Origin of the sequence: Stieleria maiorica, from assembly GCF_008035925.1 — a bacterium.
In the GTDB taxonomy this organism is placed as follows: domain Bacteria; phylum Planctomycetota; class Planctomycetia; order Pirellulales; family Pirellulaceae; genus Stieleria; species Stieleria maiorica.
Map to the genome: position 1 here is coordinate 1,865,758 of NZ_CP036264.1, position 22,121 is coordinate 1,887,878.

Genomic DNA, 22,121 nt, shown 5'->3' on the forward strand with positions numbered 1-22,121 from the left:
CATCTGCCACGGGCTGGTCCGAATCCCATAGTGATGCACAAGCAGTAAATCGATGCGCCGAACCTTGACTCAATCGACTCGTTTGTTCTGCGGCATGATCGGATTGATGTTCGCGACGGAGCGATTGGGATTGGCGGCGGATTACTTTCTGACGATCGGAGGCGGATATGCGCCGGCGGGCAATCAGGCGTCACTGGAGAACAACGTCTTATTCTTCCAGCGGGTTCTCGACGAAAAGAAACTGGACCAGACCCACAATGACGTCTACTTCGCAGACGGCACTTCAGACGGTTCCGACCTGCAGGTCATGGATCTGCAATCGGTCCCCAAAGCCAATCGCTTGATGGCCGAGTTCTTTGGCAACCAAGACTCCCTCGGGTTGTCCTACCGGAACCATCGCGTCCCGAATGTACGCGGCAGTACACGACCGGACAACATTCGCAACTGGTTCGATCAAGTCGGCAGCACGATGATGTCGGGGGATCGGCTGTTGCTATTTGTCACGGCACACGGCAACAAGAGTGCGGATTCGGAGGATCCCTACAACACAACGATCGCGACGTGGAACAATTCGTCGATCAAGATGCGCGAGTTTGTGGACCTGCTCGATGGATTGCCGGCCGGAGTGAATGTCGTGGCGATCATGGTCCAATGCCACTCCGGCGGATTTGCCAAATTGATCTACAACGGTGGCGATCCTGACCAAGGACTGTCGTCGCAGCAACGTTGTGCGTTCTTCGCAACCGTTCACGATCGACCGGCCGCCGGTTGCACGCCTGAAGTGGACGAATCGAGCTACGTCGAATACAGCACCTATTTCTGGGCCGCATTGTCCGGTCGGTTGCGGACCGGTGACCCGATCCAGTTGCCCGATTACAACCATGACGGCGTCGTTTCGTTTGATGAGGCGCACGCTTATACGATCTTGACCGCCGACACGATCGACCTGCCCATCAAAACCTCCGGCGAGTTCCTGAGCCAGTACAGCAAGTTTAGTGATGGGGATTCAAAACTACTTTCCAACGAAGAACCGTACGACGTCGTCTTGGGGCTGGCCACCAAAACCCAGCGGGCAATTCTCGAGGGGCTTTCCGAACAGCTGGGTTTGAATGGAAATGACCGCCTGGTCGACGCCTGGAGGGCGCTACGAGACGGCCGCCGACGCGGACGGTCCCGTCGACGAAACGAAGGGCCGTCGTCGGAATCGCTGCGGCGAAGAATCGCCGGCGATCTGAAGCGCAAATGGCCACAACTGGAAAATGTGGTCAATCCCGTTTCGGTCGAGTTGATGACGTCACGAGCTGAGGAGTTTATCGCTGCGATTGAAAACCACCGCGATTACAAACGGTATCGCGAACTGGCCGACCGCCCCTCGCCGGATCGGGCGAAACAAAACGTCAAATACGATCGGTTCCTGAGAGTCGCCGACAATGTGCTGTTGGCCGAGAACCTGCGGCGGATCGGCGACGCCGAGCGAATCGCCCAATACGAAGCGCTCGTCACGGCCGAAGCGGGATCGTTGGTCCAGTAGAGCTCGACCTGTCGCGTGGTTTGCACCTCTGCGTTATTGGTCGTTCACCACTTTGCCCTCCGCTTGTGATGGGGTTTGGGATCCGTGGGTTCGCGCTGCTATCCGTGGGTATTCATCATCCTCGTGGTTGGGGGCCACCGGGGAGGGACCGTGCGGCTCAGCAGCACCCAACAACCACGAATCGACCCGCACCTCGCTTCACACATCCTCCACACGGTAGGGTTGCTGCTCCGCAAAGTGTGTCTGGTGTTTGAGATTTGATTGGCGGGGCGCGAGCCGAACGGTTCTAATCAAGTCGTCGAACCCTTGCCGGAGGAATCTACCGATGAAGATCGCGTTGCTCTCGCTGCTTTGCATGATCCCGGTTTTCGTTCATGCAGAACTTGTCGATCCGGTCCGTCTGGTCGACGAGGACCTGCCGCACGCGGCGCCGACGATGGCGGATCTCGATGGGGATGGAGTGCGTGATTTGGTCGTCGGGTTGTACCGCGACGATCCCTACACGGGCGCGAGGTTCAAGTGGTTTCGCAATCGAGGCTCGAATCAATTGCCGGTCTATAGGGCGTCCGATTGGTTGCGAGCGGACGGAAGCGACGCCCGCGTCGACGAATTCTGCTTCACCGGCGCCGGTCCACAGATCGTCGATTTTGACAGTGACGGTCTGCCCGATCTCGTTTCCGGATCGAAGGACGGCCGATTGAATGTATTCCCCGGACTGGTCGATGGTTCGTTCGGTTCCCCAGTTCAACTGACCTACGCTGTCGGGCCGTTCGCCAATCGCCTTCGTCACAACGTGAGATTGTTCTTGTTTGACTGGGACGGTGACGGCGACCAAGACCTGTTGGCGACTCGAATGACGACCGTTTGGATCATTCCCAACGAAGGATCGCCGCGGCAGCCCCGATTCGGTCTTCCGGTCGTATTGATGACTCCCGCGGGGGGCGAAGAATCGTTTTCGTCGAGCGTGACCGCCGACTGGGACGGTGATGGGCGATCCGACTTAGTCGTCGGACGCTGGGACGGCAGCATCGCCTGGTACCGGAACATTGGTGAGGATGACACTGATGTTCCGCTGCAACGCCAGATGCTCGCTCCGGCAAAGGAGCTGGTCGCCCCGGGTATGCCGCGTTTGATACAGATCGATTCCGAACAAGAAGACTTCCGTCCGGATCGTCCTGCCGGCCATGTTCGGATTGCGGTGATGGATTACGACATGGACGGAGACTTGGACCTGTTGGTCGGTGACGCATGGGCCAGTCAGGTCTCCAAATCGAATCAGGCCAAGCTGTCCGACGCGGACGTCGAACGCCGGCGTGACGCGTTAGCTTTGGAGCGAGAATTAAGCCGGGACCTTGATCATCTGCAGCGGTCTGTCGATGGTGAAGATGACGAGGTCAAAGCGATCCGGATGAAGGAACTGGATCACTTGAGGTCGCGATGCGCGTTGGCGTGGCGGGCCGCACACGGCAATCGTTCGCATCGCCGGCATGGGACGGTTTGGTTTTTCGAACGACGCTGAGACCACCCCGTCAGCACGAGCGAAGACGCGCCGCTGTGTCCGATGGTATCACCGGCGAGCGGCAATCCACGGCCCTCGTTCGCCGTTGATGCATTATGGGGCACAGCGGCAACTCGACTCAGGGGCACGCGCTCGGCAACGGACTCCTGTTCGAATCGTTCCATCAGAGCAGGCATTGCCGCCGCAACCGCTGGTGTCTAGCCTTTAGGCGATTCCCGGTCGCTGCTTTGCAGCGACAGCGGGCGGCTAAAGCCTGAACACCAACGCTTCAGGCCGTGCCATTCGGACAGCCTCCTTTCCGCGGTTCGCACGCCTTAAGTATCCCACTGCTGCATCGCCGTTGCGATCCGGTGCAGCTTGGGTTTATTCTTTTCGATCGCCATCAATCCGATCATCAGCAACACGCCGGTGCTGATGCCGAACACCCACCACGGCCACACCGCGTCGATCTGTTGTTGGGCATGCCAGACCATGCTGGTCACGCCGATCAGCACAAAGGTCGTGCCCAAATAAAGGAAAGGTTTGACTCGGAATGCCACTCCGGCGCCGGCTCCGATCATTGCCAATGTGACCAGCACGATCGGTCCCCAAATCGTCGAACCGACGCCTTGAATCAACATGTCCGCGGTGCTGGTCACATAGATCGTCAGCGTCGCGGCATAACGGATCGCGGTCGCGGTTTTTGCCCCCAGTGATTCGCGTTGGAAATGCGTCGCGACCAACACACACACCGCCGGCGGGATCAACCAGGCCTGTGGATGTGACAGGAAGTCCCAGTTTGGTGTTTGAACCAGGACCACCCACAACGCGGCGTTCCCGATGATGATCGAAACCAACCGCGCCCGACCGCTCTTCCAAAGAAACGACACGACGCCATAGTACAAAGCCGCCGCGACCAGCAACGCCTGATACGACACCCGCCCTTGGATGTAAGTCCATCGACTCGCATCCGATTCGCCGAACAGCGATGTCATCCACGCGCCGCTGAGCCAGAACCCGATCACGGGCACCAACGGCAAGAACAAAGCGGTTTGCTTGAGCGTCTTTTCCAGCACCTCGTCACCGCGGCGCCGAGCCCACTCGGTGACCCCCACGCTTGCGAACGAAAGTGTCATCACCACGTAGGGCCAATAGGCACGCAGCCCTAAATTTGCCAGCGGGCTTTTGCACAGAAACAGATGGAACCACGTCAATCCGCCAAAGACCTGTGCCGCGACGACCAGGGCGGCGCGGTGTCGGTCAGACAATTTCCAGGCATCGCGGTACGAGTATCCCGGGCCGCTCACGATCCCCGCCAATGTGGACATCACACTCAGCATCGCCAGTGTCGCCGCCATCCCCAAGTACAACGGCTTGACCAACAGATCCGTTTGCCCGGCGACACGGACGAAGCCTTCTTGGACCAGGGTCGCGATCAGTGATCCGATCGCCAGTGAAATCGCCAGCACGAATCCGCTGCGAATCGCATCCCGCCAGCGTTCCAGAATCGTCGCACCGAGCAGTTTCGGCACAACGAATGACAATCCGGCCGCGATGAAAACCCAGCCGACGAACCATCGCGTCGAAAGCGACACCATCGGATAGGACGCTTGTTCGACGTTCACGCTGGCAAAAAGCGCGACCGATCCCAGGCCGACCCACACGGCCATGTGACGAATCACGCCACGCCCCGTCCGCTCGGCCAATTCGGCCAACGCGGCGGACAACAACGCGACACCGCAGATCGCCACCGGTACGATGCTGTCGGAGTTGCTGTCGACCAATAACCAGGTGGCCAGCCCGATCACCAAAACGACCGCAGCGGCGGTGACACGCGTCAACACATCGGCAAATCGTCGGACCGAAAGGACGACGGCGGTCTGGTCCGCTGGCACCAGACCGTTCCATGACGCCGCAGCCAAGTTCATCACGCGGCAGATCCCAGCGGCGGCAAACACGATCGCGGCCAGTGACATCGGTGCGACCAGACAAATCACCGTGACCAGCGTTTGGGGTTGCGCCGATTGGCCGATTGCGATCCTAATCCCCAGCAACGTCGCCGACACCAGCACCGTTGCCACCGCCGTCTCGCAGACCGATCGTCGCCCGTATCGGAAACAGACCGACAACGCGACGGCCAAAGCGATGCCCAATCGAAGCCACAGCAGCGGGTCGTCAACGACCGCCAGCGGCGCGAAGTCCACCGGCGAGCTCATCACGCCGAAGCTTTCCAGTGACAGTGCCGCCAGCACCAAAACTGACAATTCGCTATCGCCCAGCATCCCGCGGAACCGTTGTCCAATCGATGCTTCCACCGCTTTATCGGGGCAGGCCATCCGCCAAACGATCGCCCAGGATCCCACCCAGGTCATCAACATCGTCCAAAGCAGAAATTCCGATCGCGAATTCGCTTCCACCAACTGAAATACAAACACCAACCCGATCGCGACCGCGTACCAACCCAATGCCCGCGTGATCACCGTGGAGCGTCTGGTGACCGGCAATCCACGATGATTCTCCCAAGATGCCAGAACCGCGCGAGTCGTGACCAGGATTCCGCCGACGATGCTCGCGACCAAACCGATCGTGTAGTCACTGTTGCCCGAACCATCCAAGAAGCACCACAACGACGCCGCGACGATCACCGTCCCCGCGTGCCAGCGGCAGAAACGAACGGCTTGTGTCGGCTCCAACGCCACCCGACAGCTTTCGACGACCGACACCGCTGCGACCACCGTCCAAACCAGCGGCAACCATTGCTGAGGGGACAGCGATGACGCGACAAACTGTGACAGCAACAGCGCGATGTGACCCGAGGTCAAACTAAGCGTGATCGGCCATGAGACCGCCGGACCCGATCGTAGCCCCACGCCCGCGAGCCGATGCCAAAACAGAATCAGGATCGCGGCCATTGTCGACAACGTCAGCCCAGCCGGATGGTGCAATTGCATCCACGATGGCTCGTCCAGCACGATGCCCGCGACTAATCCCAGGCACGTCATCACGGCAACGCCCAGACATCCGACGAGTGACACATCAATGGCACTCGGCAAGATGGGGTGATCGGATTTCTGGTGTCGACGAACCGGCACGAAACGCAGCGTGACGGCATAGACTCCACTTGCGATCGCCGCGGATTGAATCCAAACCCACCACTGGGTCGGTAACCACAGCGGCATCAACAGGATGACCACAGCCGGGACCAGTACGGCAGAGACGACGGCCAGGACCGTCGATCGATAACGGTGCCCCAGCCAGGCGGACATGCTCGCGCCGGCCGACCACCAAATGGCGACCGACACCGTAGTGAATAACTCCGGACGCAACCGTTGCTGCACCATCGGAACCCATCCACTGTGCAGCAGTGCGACCGACGAGATCCCGATCAGTGCCAACCCGGTCGCGGTCAGGACGCCGGCGCCGTTCGATCCACCCCAGGAAAAAACGCGTTCAACTGATTTGGATTCACGCCGTATCAAATCGATCGCAAAACAACCGGCCGCCGCCAACGAAGTCGCCAGGACAAGTTGTTCCGCCGGATCGACCAACATGCGAATCCCGGCTTGCCATCCGACCCAGACAAACACACTGGCAAGGTGAAGACACGGAAGGATCCATCGCTGACCGAAGAATGCTTCTTCGCCGTGGTTGCGCCATTGCAACACCAGCCCGCCGGCCGCCAACACGGCGATCGGCAGGGACAGCAGGTTGTAGAGGTTTGCCGACGGCTCGCTGCCGAAGCCGACCACCAACGATCCGAACCCGACCGCCGAGGCCAATCCCGGCAAGATCGTCGACGTCTGAATCAGCAAACCCGCTGAGAGAACATCCCACGACTCCTTGCCCGGATCGTACCAATTCAGGCGATCGACGAGTGATGGGACCGGGCCGGCGTTGGAACGCTTTCTGATCCAGCCGAGTCCCGCGTCCCGGCAGGCGATCGCGGCGACCACGGACCAACCGAGCGCCGACCATGCCCACAATGCCTCGCCGCTGCGCCACGCCGTCACGGTCATCAGCGAATCATGGAAATAACAATGCCCCACCATGACGGCCGTCATGACCAAAAACACTCGGGCGAACATCAGATGCCGCGGATTGCGATCGCTCAGTCCGATCCACAGCCAGGCGAGCACGCTGACAAACAACACCGCGATCGACTTTTGAGTGTTGGACCGATCGATGGCCGCCACCCCGGTCGCGTCGATCACCAACACGATCGACGTTGCCGCCGCACCGAGCAGAAATCCAGATGCGATCATGCGAAATGCCTTCGCGGTCGCCTTTCGCCGCAGCACGAACTCCGCCGCCGCGATCCCCGTGCCCGCGGTCGCCAGCAGCGTCCACATGGCCGGCAACCACCCCGGAAACGGCTGTCCAATCACCAGCGGTTTCAGAATCGACAACCAAAACGCAAAGCTAACCGCGCTGCCCACCCCGGCAACCAAGTCGGCATTGGTTCCTTCCGGCATTCGCCCAGCCGAGAAGATGATCGCGACAACGGCCGATCCCAACAGCACCGGCAGAACCCCGCCGGGAATTGCCCCCATCCAGCTCACCGGGGCGACCGTCAATATACCGGCGTTGATCGTCGCGTAAGCCAGCCAGGTCCCGGAGGTGTACCGCATCGCCGTGCGTTGATCGGCCGATCGCATCACCCACGCGATCCCCATCAGAACCAGACCGATGCCCAGCGATGCCAGCATGGGTTCGCCGCCGATCAATCGTTTCCAGACGGGAAGTTGATTCCAAGCCAGATCACTGGCCCAGGACGGCGAAGCCAACAGAAACGCGATCGAAACCGGGACGGTCGACAGCACGGTCCAGCGATGATCCCGCAACACCAGCGCGGCCAAGCCTGCGGCAACTGAAAACGTCAGCGCCCACGTCCAAATCCAACCGGCCGACGTCATCATCGGGATCAAAAGCGAAACACCGGCGAGCAACCCGAGCGATGCCATCACCGTCCCCGCCAGCGCGAGTTTCGGACGTCGCCGATCGTCGGCAAGCGATCCCGCCGCGGCCGCCAGCAGCACCACGCCGGTAAGCGTCGCAACGGCGATCCGCAACCACCCGGTATCAAAAGCACGCAGCATGAACGCGACATAGCCGGTGAGCACCGCCAAGCTAAACGCCGAGACGCCGATCACCAACGCACGACGCCACGAAGCGTTCCCTTTCAGCGTTTTTCTGCTTCCTTCCACGGGGTTGCGCGGAATCAACATCGTGACCGCGGCGGCGACGGCCAGCGAACCGGCATACACGATGAACCCGGCAGACACCTCCCAGGTGCGGACCGCCGCGGGAACCAACGGCAGCACCGCGGCCGGCCCGGCGACGCCGATCGTCATCGGCAACGCGGTCGACGAACCGACCAATGCACGACTGGATTGCCAAATCAACGTGATGTAGATCGCGCCGGCACCAAGGATCGACACGATCGTGATCGGATCGTTCAACAACACCGACGTGTTGTCGATTCCACCGGTCGACAAACCGGTCAGGATTCCCAGCGGAACCAACAGCGTCGCGATCACCAGTGTCGCCCGACTGGTGTCCTGCAATCGCCAACGAAACAGCGTGTACAACCCGGCGCCGAAGATCGCGGTGTTGCCGGTCAAGAAGATCAACGAGGGAATCACGCGGTGCATCTGTGTGATCGTCGTCCACAGACTCATCACCAAACCGATCGAACAGACGACGATCAGCAACCCCGCGATCAATTCCCCCCAACGGATGTTGTGGGCGGCCAAGAACTCGGCGAGCGATTGCCCCAGCGAGGCGCGCGGCGATGCGACAACCCGTGCAGTGTTGACCTGGCCGGTAGCGGCCGGTTGATCGGCCATACCGGAGGGGCTGGTGCCGGCGGTCACTGCGACGACTGTTGGTCGTGGCGCCAGGAATTCGTCCAGCGTTTGTTGACGCTCGGTCGCGCCGCTGTGCTGCAAGTCTTCAGGGGCCGCATCCGATACCTGATCCTGGGCGGAATTCAACGCGGCGGCGGGAGCGGGATGCCGGTCGGTGCGGTGCTCGTGACGCTCTTGATCGCTGACCGAAGACGACGCGCGTTCCGCCCCGGCCGCGGCCTGCGTCGCGGGGACTCGCCAAGCCACTTCGTCCAGTTCTTCGATCTTGCTGACCAACCGCCGTGCTTCGGCGGGGCTGATCAGCCGTTGCTCGGCCATCCGACTGATCACACGCTCCGCCGCCCGGGCATCGTCATTCCGGTCAACGACATCAGGCGGACCGTCTGTCCCGAAGATCGCCCGAAACAGTGCCGCCAGGGCCAGCCAGGAGAGGTGGCCGACCAGCGTGACGATGATCCAAACGATCGTGAGTGCAAGAAAAACAGACATCGCGATGGGTCTCGACGGAACCTTGGAAGCAAAAAGGTTGCTTACAGGGTGGAAGGAGCCCACTTTTCCACGCCGATTACCCCTATTTCATACGCTTTTCCACCGAGTGATGCGAATTCTGCCCATTGGTGATTGCTCAGCCGCGGATTCGCCATGCGGGAGGGCACGCCCTCACCGAACGCCCCTCAGACGCACCGCATCGATTTCCTCGTAGCCCGACGAATGAGTCGTATCGATGGTGATGCGAACCGCGTCGACGGTAAAGCTGGTCAGCGGCCACGCGACTTCATAGTCCACCGGTGTGCCGGGCTGGCTGGGATCGGGACCGATCGGCATCACGTGGAACTGTCCGCTGACCGAGTCGCGGACTTCGACGGTTCGCACGAACCCGTTGCCGAAGGTCTCGCGGATGACCACGCCCGATGCATGGACCGGTGTGTCAAAGCCCAGCGTCAGCGATTGGTCGCCGCTGTTGGCGTAACGCGGTGCCCAAGCGGTCCGCGCGTCACCATAGGCGAACGTGTCCGGTTGGCCGAGGGCATCGGCGGCCGACCAGCCGAAGGCACTGTACTGGGAACTGTAATCGATCACGGTCGATGCGTATTGCCATAGCTCGACCACAAACGACGATGAATACCTATCGTCAGAGACCTCCCCGCCGATCCCATTCGCGTTTTGATCCATCAGGTTGCCAGCGACATCATCAATCTCCGGTCCGATCGTGTAGGCATAAACACCAAATTCGGTTTGCGTGGCGAAATGGATCCGATAGCTGTCTTCGGCCAGTTGCACGACGTTATCGACCGAGATCGCTCCACCTGGACCGGTGAACGCGACGACATCATCCGCAGTGAAACTGGCCGGATCGATCGGTTCGTTGAAGGTCACGTCGACATGGGCAATCGGCCCGGAATGCGTGGTGTCCGGATCTGTTGCAATGACTCGCGGTCCGGTCGTATCGGGAGCGACCACGCCACGCAAACGCACCGAATCAATTTCCTCGAACGTGAACGAGTGGCTTGTGTCGACCGTGATCCGCAAGGCATCGACGTCGTACGCGGTCATCGGCCACGAGACGACATAGTCGACCGGCGTACCCGGCTGGCTGTCGTCGACATCCGTTGAAACGACGTGGAATGCTCCCGTTTCGGCGTCTCGGGCTTCCACCGTTCGTACAAATCCGTTGCCATAGGTTTCCCGAATGATCGCCCCGGTCGACCGCACCGGCGTCTGGAACGCGACCGTCAGGTATTCCGTCGTTCCGTTGGCGGATCGCGGCGCCCACGCGGTGCGACTGTCGGCATAGGCGAACGTGTCCGGCGGCCCCAGCGTCTGTGCGGCCGACCAGGACGTCGCACTGTACTGCGAACTGAAATCGACCACCGAACTCGCGTCTTGCCAGAGTTCCAAATCGAACGAGATTTCGGCGGCGTCGGCCGATGGGTCGCCGGAAATGCCATCGCCGTTTTGATCCATCGCGTTGCCCGCCAAATCCAAAACGTCTGGCCCCAGCAGCATTGAATAGGTGCCCCACATCGTCTGCGACGCGAAACCGATGCGATAGACCGTCGGAGTAAGCGTTTCGACTGCTTCGATCGCGATCGGTCCGTCCGGACCATCAAACGCGACGAGATCATCCACCGTAAAACTCTGGGCGTCGATCGGTTCATTGAACGTCACTTCTACATGATCGACCGGCCCGGGATGCCCGGTGTCGGGGGACCAAGCGACCACGCGAGGACCGGTGACGTCCGGCGGCACGACCCCTCGCAATCGCACCGAATCAATTTCTTCGAACGACAGTGAATGATCGGTGTCGATGGTGATTCGCACCGCATCAACCAGGTAGCTGGTCGTCGGCCACGAGACGTTGTGATCCACCGGCGTCCCGGGTTGGCTGTCGTCGGGTGCGTCGGAAACCAGATGCAACATGCCCGTGTCGGCATCGCGGACGTGAACCGCACGGACGAACCCGTTGCCGAACGTTTCGCGGATGATCACACCGCTGGCTTGCACCGGTGTCGCAAACCCGACCGTCAATGACTCGCTGGTGCCGTTGGCCTTGCGTGGCGCCCAGGCCTGGCGTGAATCCCCGTAGACAAACGTGTCGCTCTGGCCCAATGCTTGCTCGGCCGACCACGACGTCGGACTGTACTGGGAACTGAAGTCGATCAACGAATCGGCAAACTGCCATAATTCAACGGTGAATTGGACGCGGTAGGAATCGTCCACGGGTTCTCCATCGATGTCATCCTGATCCTGATTCATCGGCCGGCCATCCAGATCCAGCAGATCGGGGCCGATCAACAGCGAATAATCACCGAACGCATTCTGCGACGGGAACTGAATTTCATAGCGTGTGCTGGTCAAACGATGGACGGCGGTGGCCTGGATCGCGCCGTCGGGGCCATCGAAACTCAACACGTCCTGCAACGTGAAGGTTCCATCAAGAATCGGCTCGTCAAACGTCAGCTCGACTCGGTCGACCGGGCCGTTGACGCCGCCTTGGAGTGAGGATTCCAGGATCCGAGCCCCATCGGTGTCGGGGACCGTCACGCCACGCAACTGAACCGCATCGATCTCTTCGTAGGCGTCAAGGTTGTGATCGGTATCGATGGTGATCCGAATCGCATCGACGCCATATTCGGTCTGTGGCCATGTGACCAGGAAATCAAAGGGGACATCGGGGACGCTGGTGTCCTGCGGTTGGGCGACGGTGACAAATTCTCCCGTCGTCGCGTTGCGGGCTTCGATGGTTCGGACGAACCCGTTGCCAAAGGTCTCCCGAATCACCACGCCGCTGGCCAGCAACGGTTCGGCGAATCCGACCGTCAAGAACTCTTCCGTCCCGTTCTCCGATCGCGGTGCCCAGGCGGTTTGCAGGTCGCCGTAGCTGAACGTGTCCGGTGGGCCGAGCGACTGAGCGGCGGACCATGCGGTTGTCGTGTACTGGGAACTGAAATCGATCACTTCGTCGGCGTACAACCACTTTTGAAGCGAGAATTGAATCTCGTATCGATCATCGTCCGCCTCGCCACCGATCCCGTCCCGGTCCTGGTCGATCAGATTTCCGGCCGGATCGGTGATCGCACCCCCGACGGTCAGGAGGTACGTCCCAAGTACATCTTGCGTCGGGAACACGATGTCGAACTCTGTCGGTGAAACCGCCACGATGCCTGAAACTCCGATCGGACCGGCCGGTCCCACGAAATCGCTGATGCGATCGGTCGTGAACGATGCCGCCGCGATCGGTTCGTCGAAGGTAATTCTTACGTGGCTGACCGGAACATCCACGGCGTCATCCGGAGACGCCGCGACGACAGACGGACCGACCGTATCGGGCACGATCGTGAAGGTTGCGTCAAATCGATCCGCACTGGATTCGCCATTGATGCCGTTGTCGTTTTGGTCCATCGGGTTGCCAAAGGGATCCGCGATCGCCGGCCCGAAGGTCATCGTGTAGTCGCCCAGTGCGGTTTGTGCTGGGAACGTGATTTCAAAACCGCGTCCGGCCGAACCGGCGATCGGTGTGACGGTCGTGACCGCGATCTCGCCGAGCGGACCGTGGAATGCAACGATGTCCTGCGGCGTGAAGGTGCCTGTTTCGATGCGTTCGTCAAAGCGGACTTTAATTCGGTCTTGCGCTTTCATCACATCGCCGCTGGGCACCTGTGTGATCACCGCCGGACCGTTTTCATCGGGCGCGACTGCGGTGGCGGCGTTCAGTCGGCCGCCGGTCGTGGTGCGCGAATCGAGCGCCGCGATGGGATCGACCGTGTCGAGAAGTCGATTACGGATCTTTTCGTACGACCAACCGCGATGTTGGCTCCGCAGCAGCGCGACGGTGCCGGCGACATGCGGCGTCGCCATCGACGTTCCGTTGAACGTGCTGTAGGTGTTATTGCGCGTCGTGCTGTAGATTCCCACGCCGGGCGCTCCGACGTCGACTTGGGTTGCGCCGTAATTGGAAAATGTCGCCAACGCGTCTTCATGATCGGTTGCCGCCACCGCGATCAGATTGTCGTGCGGGAAGTTTGCCGGATAGAAGGGACGCGAGTCGTTGTTGTCGCCCACTTGGTCTGCCCCGCCGTTGCCAGCCGCCGCAATCACGACATGATCGGCCAGCCGTGCGTATTCGATGGCGTCGGCGAGTGCCTGAGATGCGGTGCCGTTGAATCCCCAACTGTGATTGGAGAGGGTCGCGCCGTTGTCGACGGCGTACTCGATCGCGCTCACGGCGGCGGCGATCGACCCGCTGCCGGAGGCGCTCAAGAATTTGACGGCCATGATCTGGACGTTCCAGCTGACACCGGCCACTCCGATCCCGTTGTCCGCCACCGCACCGATCGTCCCCGCCACGTGCGTTCCGTGATTGTGGTCGTCCATCGGGTCACCGCCTCCGGAAACGAAGTCGTACCCGTGAACATCATCGACAAATCCGTTTCCGTCATTGTCGATCCCGTCGCCGGGGATCTCGCCCGGGTTGGACCACATGTTGGCCGCCAAATCGGGATGCAGGTAATCGACGCCGGTGTCGATGACGGCGACCACCGTACTCGCGTCGCCCGTCGTGACGTCCCACGCTTCGGTCGCGTCGATGTCGACGCCTGCGATACCGCCGGTTTGTCCCGTATTGTGAAGTCCCCAAAGGCGATCAAAGTCGGGGTCGTTGGGGATCGCCGAAAGCCGAATCTCGTGATTCGGTTCGGCATACAGGACGCCCGGGTGATGGCGATAGAACTCCAGCGACTGATCGACGTCCAACCCTTGGGGAAGTTCGACTTGCCGGAGCCCCGGCACGGATGAAAACTCGGTGATCGGATGGCTTGACGGATTCGCCGCGCCGGCATGGTATCGCACCAGCACGCTGTCGGAATCAAACCCAGGCGTGTCGATGTCCGGCAAAGTCGTCTCGGAAGCCAGCGCGGCGTCCAGCAGGTGACGTGCCTCCAGCACCTCCAGCCGTTGTCTTCGGCAACGTGCCCGACGATCGATCCTTGGTTTGCGGCGTCGTAGTAGAGTTCCCATTGCAACCTGCCTCGCTGATCGACACGAACCCAAAAACCACTCCGGTCCAAATCGAGTTTAGTCGCTGCGGGGTTGTTGATCGGAACTCCACGAAGTCTCAGCAGGGATTGGTAAAACTTTACTGTCGCGGAATTGACGGATGATCGGTCGACTGTGCGGGATGCGAGCCGAAGGCGTGTTCATCCGTGGGTCTTGTTTCCCGTCTACACTGCACGTGATCCAGTTCTATCTACGGCGCGTCAGTCTTCACCAGAAACTGCATTCCTGGGAGTGCCACGCTCTGGCGAGCGTAGCTACCTCCGTCCTCCTGCTTTGGGCTCACAACGCCCGTTTCCCATGACCTCATTGACCATTCTTGTGTGTGGAGCGACCGGGTACGTCGGTGGACGTCTAGTTCGGATGTTGCTGAACGAGGGACACACAGTGCGTTGTCTGGTCCGAAACAAGGAAAAACTGACCAAATTCAGCTGGCGTGACCACGCTCGACTGGAGGTCCATGAAGGCGACCTGCAAGACTCCGAGGCGATCGCGGCGGCCGTCCGGGGAATCGACGTGGCGTACTACCTGGTGCACAGCATGATCGCCGCCAGTGACAAGTACGCACAGCGCGACCGTGAACTGGCAGAGAACTTCGTCGCGGCGGTGGACCAATCGCCCTGCCGCCAAATCGTCTATCTGGGAGGGCTTGGGGAACTCGGCCCCGATTTGAGCCGCCATCTGAGAAGCCGACGTGAGGTGGCGGAGATCTTGCAAACCAGCACGGTGCCGGTCACCGTGCTGCGCGCCGCAATGATCATCGGTTCCGGATCGGCGTCGTTCGAGATCCTGCGGTATCTGGTCGAACGACTGCCGGTCATGGTGACGCCCAAGTGGGTCAACACCGAGACGCAACCGATCGCCATTCGTGACGTCTTGCGTTACCTGGTGCAGTGTATCGGTGTCCCCGAGACCCGCGGCAAGACGATCGATATCGGCGGTTTGGATGTGATGACCTATCGCGAATTGATGCAAGCGATGGCCAAGGCGATCGAACTGCCGCGGCGCGTCATCGTCCCCGTTCCCGTGTTGACACCGCGATTGAGTTCGCTGTGGATTTCATTGGTCACGCCGGTCGGCAGCGAGATCGGACGGCCGCTTGCCGAAGGACTTCGCAACCGTACTGTGTGCCGGAACGATTTGGCGACGGAATTGATGCCGGGGAACCTATTCACTGTGAAACAAGCCCTCGATGCAGCGCTCGGAAAGATCGAGAACCATGACATCGAAACACGTTGGTCGACTGCGGGGGTGATGCCGGGCGATCCCGATTGGGCCGGCGGAACGACCAAGACCGACGAACGCTCGGTCGTCGTCAACGCCACTGCCGAACAAGTCTTTGCCGTGATCGAAAGAATCGGAGGCGGACACGGTTACTGGGGAGCCGGCTGGCTGTGGCGGGTGCGCGGTTGGATGGATCAATTGGTCGGCGGACCGGGGCTGCGACGTGGGCGTCGACACCCGGACGAACTTCATTTCGGTGAAGCGGTGGATTTTTGGCGGGTGACGGCTCATCAGCCCAACCGACAGTTGCGATTGCGGGCAGAAATGAGGCTGCCCGGCGACGCCGAACTCGATTTCCAATTGAGCCCGATCGATGATCATTCCACAAGGGTCACCATGACCGCGCGGTTTCGTCCCAGCGGTTTGCTGGGCTTGGCCTACTGGTACAGCGTGCTGCCGTTACATGGTCTGGTGTTCCCCGTCATGCTTCGCGGCATCCGACGCGACGCCGAAGTGTGTCATGACGAGCCGAACCGTGGCGATACAGGTTCGCAGGTAGTCACCGATCGCGAGGGGCTGGTGATCGGCGACGACAAAGTTTAGGGGACGGTATTCCGCGAGTCCTTCAGTCTGACAGCAACGTGGGGATGGAGCGGTGCTCACGTCCAAGGCGTTACTCGACGGTGGCGCTCATGCATGCCGCAATCGCCGGGGCCCCGCGATAGGACCAACAGGACGCACGGAACCTATCGGTCGTCTGTGTCCTATTGGTCCTCTCTCCGACGCAGTCGCCGAATCAACCCCTTAGTGAGCCGACGGCGCTAGCCGCGGGCCTTGATACGCCTTCAACGTGGCGGTAAGGCCCGAGGCTAGCGTCTACGGCTCAGCCTATTGGCTTCTGCCCGTGCCATTCACCCCCGTCCCTCTTTTATGGTCCCGCTTTAAAACGGCGTCTCAGGTCTCGGGCGGCTTCTTGCAGGACCAGGGGCAGTTTGCTGCGGACGTAGTTGGAACCGGCGAACCACCGTTTCGGTTCATGCATGACGAAGCGTGCTTCGACGAACACCGCATCCATTCCGGCCAACGAGGTCGCTGTCAGCCAACCTTGGAACCCCGAATACTCGCCGCTGCTGCCTGTGGCATCGCTTTCGCGTCCATCGGTGAACCGCCAGCGGTTGTCGAACGTTTCGACCAGCGAAACGTCGATTCGATTTTGCGTTGCCGAGGATTGTTGTGCGATCCGCAACAGCCCCGTCAATTGGATCTTGTCCAACAATTCGAATTCGACGTTGCGATAGCGGACTTCCGGGCCGGCGTCGTCGATGCCGAGACTCTGTAACGTCTCGGCCGAAACGTCTGATGATGTTTGCGCCGTGGCGTCGTCGGACGCTTCTCCGCTGAGCCGTTTGGCGATGTTTTGGTCGGAGAAGGTCTGCAGACTTTCGTGGATGATGAAGATCATGTGGACGTCATGCCCCACACGATCTCCCGCTTCGTTGGTGATGTATCGCAGGTAGATTCGCACCGGCGCGACAACCGAATCGCGGGCGAACTGTTTGAAGCTCAGCCCACGCAACAACGGTGTGATCCGACGTTGCTGGGCGTCGGAATCCAGATCCGCGGCCAGCGTCGGCGGGGGCAGCGTGACGGATTGATCCGCGATTTGGACGGTGGTTGGTTTCGCAAAGGCATCCGTCAAGTCATCGCCGAGCGTGTGGCGGTTGGAGATCCAAGAGGCCAGCACGGTGAGTGCGAAAATGCCGAGAGAAAGTGAACGGTGATGGATCGAGTGTTTCATCGGCATGCTTGAAAGGTGATGATCGGTGGGAACCCTCCCCTCGCTACGCTCGACCCTCCCGCACAGAGGTCGTGCGGTTTACAAGTCCTTCATCCTAAGGGGTTTTTGCAAATTTCTCCGGCTGCCCTGAACCACATGGAGGTCGATTGCCCACGGATAGCAGCGCGAACCCACGGATCCCAGGCCGTACCACATCCGTGGGTTCGCGCTGCTATCCGTGGGTCTTTTTGATTCTTCAGACCGCCTGCCTGAACGCACCACCTCAAAGCAATCTTCCTGCCAAGGGGGGTGAAACGTGTAAACGCCTAGTATCTCTAAGGTTAAAAACCGCACGACCTCCACACGGGAGGGTTATTTCTTGACTGGATGCTTTGCCGTTGGGATTTGACAGGCTGTAAGCCTATCGCACGGATTAATTAACAAAACCGGGGTAGCGGGTTTGCAGTTCTTGTCGGGCTTCGGCGGCGCGTTCGGTGCGTCCGACTTTGGGCCACAATTCGACCAGCCGACTGAGTGCGTTGGCGTGCGCGTCGGGTTGGCCGGAGAACATCAGGTGGGTGTGCAGATAGGCCAAAATGGCGCCTTCGATATCACCGGCCGCTTCGTAGCTGGCCCCCTGGGCGTTGTAGATTTTGGCGGACATTTCGATGTCGGTGGGGTTGAGTTCACTGATCAGCTTGTCGGCAAGCTCCAACCCCTCTTTGCCCTTGCCTCCCTTGGCCAGCGCCACCGCTTGGCCCGCCTTGGCGAGCGTTTTCAGCCGCAGCGCGCTGGTCGAATTGACCTCCACCGACGCGACATCCGAAAACGCTTTTTCCGCTCCCGGGATGTCATCTTGTTCCAGCATCGTGACGCCGATCAGGTAACGCGATTCGATCTTCGACTCCGTGGACGGTGCTTGTGCGAGTGCACTATAAAACTGCAGCGCCTTGGCGTGTTCTTTTTGCGCTAGCGCGAGATCGCCCAACAACTTTGCAACCGAATAAAAGTGAAACGAGTCGCGGTTTTGGCCGGCGAAGCTGATGGCTTCGGCCGTCGCGGCTTTGCGATCCCCCTGTCCGGCCAACGCCAGCTTGGCGCGTGCGAGCAACCGATAGTAGGCGGCGTCGGTTTTGACCAGATCGCGAGAGATGGTGCTAAAGTCCAAACCTTTCAATTCATCGAGTGCCTGTTCGTACTGGCCATCGATCGCGAATTCACGGGCTCGGGAAAGCGGCGGCGGATCGCCCTGAAAAGCCACCTTGCGAATTTCGTCCTCGACGAAGTTCCTGGTGTTCGCCCCGACCTTGAGTTGAATGCCGTTTTTGGTGACCGACGTGATGGTGCCGCTGGTGGCGGTCCCCGAATCGTGCGTGTAGACGCGATCGAGTTGTGCCTGGGCACGATCGGTTGCCAGAGTGAAACTGAAAACGGCGGCGACGAGGGCCAAGCGAAGGAGTCGGGGTTGGGTCATGAATCGAAGTTTCTTGGAACGCTAGTGGTGGAAGATGTTGTGACGAGGGGCTGGCGGCGGTGGAAGGTGCGGGTAGAACCACCGGCCGGTCAGACGGGAGGAACCTAGTTCGAATCGGGTTGGGCGATCCCGACCGGGTCGTCCCCGACGGAGCGCTGAGCTTCCTTCATCAACGCGTTGTACTCGGCACGTCGCTCGGGGCCGCCGAGTTCGGGGAACAAGGTCGCGGCTTCTCGAATCACCTTGATCGCCTTTCGAATGTCGGCATCTCGTTTTGCGGATTTGCCCATCAGGTATAAACAGAGCGCGACGTGGTAACGGGATTCAAAGAACTTCTCCTTGAAGTTTTCGTTGCGGTTGATCAGCTTGCTGGTCTTGCTGCTGGTTTCGGCCCAACCCCAGATCGTATTCTTCTTATCGTCTCCCGGTCGGGCCCCTTCCAAAGCGGCCCGGTAGGCTTTGTAGGCGATGTTGGGCGGCAGTGTACCGGCCCAGCTCTCGTACGCCTTGGCGGCTTCGATTTGGGCTTCCAGCATGGTCGGCTTGGCCTTCAACAAACTTTCAAACGTATCGATCGACGCTTTGTACTCTCCGACCAGCCGCTGGGCGCGGCCCAGCAGGTACGCCGTGGTCGGATCGTTTTGATCGGGCAGCGATCGGAAGGTTTCGACGGATTGATTCAGCAGGTCCGCCGCTTGGCCGGCCGCTTTGACCTGGCCGGGCTCCATCGACGCCTCGCCCATCGACATCAGCGTCTGGCCGACCCAGCGGAGCGTCGCGGTGTCATCGGTCGCATCGGAGATTCGCTTCAGCATCACGCGAAACGCTTCGATCAGTTTGACCTTTCGGGCCGGTGTGGCGGTGTCCAGTTGTTCCTTCAGGTCGCCCGCCAAACGCATGTAGGTCTGCGTCAACTTGGTTTGTGATTCTTCGCCCTTGTACGCACCGCGGAGCTTTTCCATCGTGGCGGTCATCCGATCCAGAAATGTTTCCGGCGTATCGGAGTCCAGCATCCGGCCGACCAACGCCTTCAATTCGGTGCTGTAGAGTTCACCGGTGAACGATTCCGAGGGGCTGCCGAGTTTGCTGATCCAATGCAGCGGGCCGTATTTGGAGTGGTCCAGCACTTTCAGGGCGGCGGCGCTGTCGTCTTTCATCAGATGGATCTTGGCCAGCACGGTGGCCGCCTGCATGCCTTCGACCTCGACCAGATTGCCTTCGATCTCGTCCAGCCCGGATTGCAGGTTTTGCCTGGCACGGTCCAGCAACGCGTCGGATTTGGCGTCGTCGTTTTCTTGCGCCCGCGCGACGATCGATTCGTTCCACAGCAGTTGACCGAGCAGCCGTTTGAAGGAGGCCCGTTCATTGCCGGCGCTCATTTCTTCGATCAGTGCTTGCGCCCCGTCGAAGTCATCTTTCTTCAGCAACAGCCGGATCTGCAATCCTTGTGCGGCGGCGGCGTTGGGGTCGTCCGGCCAGGTTTTGGCCAGAAAGTTCCCCAGCGACTCCAGCTGGCGGATCAAGCCTTCGTTGGCATCCTCGGGGACTTCGTTCAACAGCATTTGCATGCTCGTCAGCGCCATCAGTCCGCCTTTGAGCCCGAGTTCGGTTCCGGGTGCGTTGCGTGCCAGAAAATTCCCCACGACGACCGTCTCACGCAGACGTTTGGTTTGGTACAGGAAGTACGCCAGGATCTGACGAGCCTGGTTCAGCGATTCGACATTCGTGTCGGCGGTGACCATCGCCAAACCGCCTCGCAAGACTTGGATGCCGACGAAGTACGATTCGCGGATCTGTTTCTCGATGTCTGCGATTTGTTTTTTTAGTTCCGGCGTTTCCTCCTGTCCTTGAATGACCTTCAGTGCTTCCTCCAAGTCGCTGGTCACCGTCACCACCTGGGTCGCTTTTTCCAACGCGTCGTCGAAACTGGACGGTGGCTCGGCCGTCGGCAAGGTTTCGGTTTCCTGCTCGATCCCCAGGTCGGCCAGCATCGCTTTGGCTTGTTCGACGTGCGGCCCGGGCACCTTGCTGGCGGCCCGCAACAGGTCACGGCCATCGGATTTGGCGCGACCGATTTCGCCCTTCTTCAAACTTTCGTCGGCCGCTTTGGCCAAATACGCTTTCGCCAGCTGGATGCGGAACTCTTGGACGATCGGCAGGGATTCTTCGTTGGGGCGGATCTCTTTGGCCCAGCCCGCGGCGCGGTCGAGTGCTTCCTGATAGGCCGGCGGTTTGGACGCCAATTTGATTCGGATCACGCCGGCCGCGGAAGAAAACTTGGCCTCACGTAGCTGGTCGACGGCCGGTTCCTCGAGCATTCGCAGGTAGTAGTCGAGCGCCACGTCCGGTTTGCCAAGCGTTTCGTTCAATTCGCCCAGATGCGACAGCGCGATCGCGCCGGGGGAGTACCCGGAATATTTCTTGTTGAGTTCTTCGAATCGCTTGGCGGCGTCTTCCAGCTGTGCCTTGCCTTGCTCGGCCGGTTCGGCATAGGTCTTTGCGGCCAGCTTGATCGCGTCGGCGGCGTTCAGCTGAGATTGCAGAAACTCGAATCGGTATTGATCACGCAGCGCCGCCGCCTCCGGGTCCGCTTTGGGATCGATCTTTTGGCCGCGCATCGATTCCAGTTTGCCGCGCAGGTCACTGACGATGCCGTCGAAGGTTTTGGCGGCCGCCAAGTAGGACTCGCGTGCCTGCTGCTTTTCGGTTTCGACGGGGGCGCCGGCCAGCAATTGTGCAGCGCGAATCATTTGCAGCTTGCCCAGCTGCAGGCGAGCTTCACTTTGTCGTGGGTGACTTTCGCCGCCCAGGAAATCGCTGAGTGCGGATTCGGCGTCGGCGAACGCCATGTCTCGATCGGCAGCATTGCGTGAATGGAGCGCCGTTTCGATGTACGTTTGAGCTTTTTCCAGCGGGATCGCGGTGACGAAGGATTGATCCACGCCGGCCATGGTCGCGGCCCGGTCCAAATACGTGATCGCGGTGTCGAAGTAACCGGCGTTGCGGAGTTGTTTGACGAAGGCTTCGGCCGGTTCGCCCTTGGCCGATGCGTCGTGCGACATCACCAACACCAGCAGCATACTGGACGTGACGAGCGACAGGCGGCGGGGTGGATTGAACAGCCTGTAGGAACACAACTTCGGCCGCCCGTGGCGCAAAGAATTCGTCATACCGAGATTTGTCGAAAAGTGATCAGA

8 protein-coding genes are annotated in these 22,121 nt (G+C 60.3%); 3 read left to right on the forward strand and 5 right to left on the reverse strand.

Going from position 1 to position 22,121, the window contains the following annotated elements:
- Positions 1–94 precede the first annotated feature (94 nt).
- Positions 95–1,531, forward strand: a complete 1,437-nt coding sequence (locus Mal15_RS06235) for a hypothetical protein (RefSeq protein ID WP_147871865.1) — start codon at positions 95–97, stop codon at positions 1,529–1,531.
- A gap of 325 nt (positions 1,532–1,856) precedes the next feature.
- Positions 1,857–3,050 (forward strand): FG-GAP repeat domain-containing protein, encoded by a 1,194-nt coding sequence (locus tag Mal15_RS06240; protein ID WP_147866977.1) that lies wholly within the window; start codon positions 1,857–1,859, stop codon positions 3,048–3,050.
- A 314-nt stretch (positions 3,051–3,364) separates the two neighbouring features.
- On the opposite strand, the gene Mal15_RS06245 is transcribed toward Mal15_RS06240, so the two are convergent.
- A complete protein-coding gene (locus tag Mal15_RS06245; RefSeq protein ID WP_147866978.1) occupies positions 3,365–9,385 on the reverse strand; it encodes a hypothetical protein in 6,021 nt (2,006 codons plus the stop codon).
- A gap of 171 nt (positions 9,386–9,556) precedes the next feature.
- Positions 9,557–14,413: a S8 family serine peptidase gene (locus Mal15_RS06250; RefSeq protein WP_147866979.1), complete on the reverse strand. Its 4,857-nt coding sequence runs from the start codon at positions 14,411–14,413 to the stop codon at positions 9,557–9,559.
- 336 nt (positions 14,414–14,749) lie between these two features.
- Between Mal15_RS06250 and Mal15_RS06255 the strand changes: the two genes are divergently transcribed.
- Positions 14,750–16,276 (forward strand): SDR family oxidoreductase, encoded by a 1,527-nt coding sequence (locus tag Mal15_RS06255; RefSeq protein WP_147866980.1) that lies wholly within the window; start codon positions 14,750–14,752, stop codon positions 16,274–16,276.
- A gap of 325 nt (positions 16,277–16,601) precedes the next feature.
- On the opposite strand, the gene Mal15_RS06260 is transcribed toward Mal15_RS06255, so the two are convergent.
- The 3 genes from Mal15_RS06260 to Mal15_RS06270 all read right to left on the reverse strand — a co-directional run bounded on the left by Mal15_RS06260 (position 16,602) and on the right by Mal15_RS06270 (position 22,094).
- Entirely contained in the window at positions 16,602–17,471 is an 870-nt protein-coding gene (locus Mal15_RS06260) for a hypothetical protein (protein ID WP_147866981.1), read from the reverse strand.
- A gap of 412 nt (positions 17,472–17,883) precedes the next feature.
- Positions 17,884–18,924 carry a tetratricopeptide repeat protein gene (locus Mal15_RS06265; RefSeq protein ID WP_147866982.1) on the reverse strand — a complete coding sequence of 347 codons (1,041 nt, stop codon included), beginning with the start codon at positions 18,922–18,924 and terminating at the stop codon, positions 17,884–17,886.
- A gap of 104 nt (positions 18,925–19,028) precedes the next feature.
- Positions 19,029–22,094: a hypothetical protein gene (locus Mal15_RS06270; protein WP_147866983.1), complete on the reverse strand. Its 3,066-nt coding sequence runs from the start codon at positions 22,092–22,094 to the stop codon at positions 19,029–19,031.
- Positions 22,095–22,121: the final 27 nt, after the last annotated feature.

Bases quoted from the DNA above. Each gene is read 5' to 3' on its own strand.
- Mal15_RS06250 (WP_147866979.1), bottom strand. From the start codon at position 14,413: ATGGGAACTCTACTACGACGCCGCAAACCAAGGATCGATCGTCGGGCA.
- Mal15_RS06245 (WP_147866978.1), bottom strand. From the start codon at position 9,385: ATGTCTGTTTTTCTTGCACTCACGATCGTTTGGATCATCGTCACGCTG.
- Mal15_RS06235 (WP_147871865.1), top strand. From the start codon at position 95: ATGATCGGATTGATGTTCGCGACGGAGCGATTGGGATTGGCGGCGGAT.
- Mal15_RS06240 (WP_147866977.1), top strand. From the start codon at position 1,857: ATGAAGATCGCGTTGCTCTCGCTGCTTTGCATGATCCCGGTTTTCGTT.
- Mal15_RS06255 (WP_147866980.1), top strand. From the start codon at position 14,750: ATGACCTCATTGACCATTCTTGTGTGTGGAGCGACCGGGTACGTCGGT.
- Mal15_RS06265 (WP_147866982.1), bottom strand. From the start codon at position 18,924: ATGACCCAACCCCGACTCCTTCGCTTGGCCCTCGTCGCCGCCGTTTTC.
- Mal15_RS06270 (WP_147866983.1), bottom strand. From the start codon at position 22,094: ATGACGAATTCTTTGCGCCACGGGCGGCCGAAGTTGTGTTCCTACAGG.
- Mal15_RS06260 (WP_147866981.1), bottom strand. From the start codon at position 17,471: ATGAAACACTCGATCCATCACCGTTCACTTTCTCTCGGCATTTTCGCA.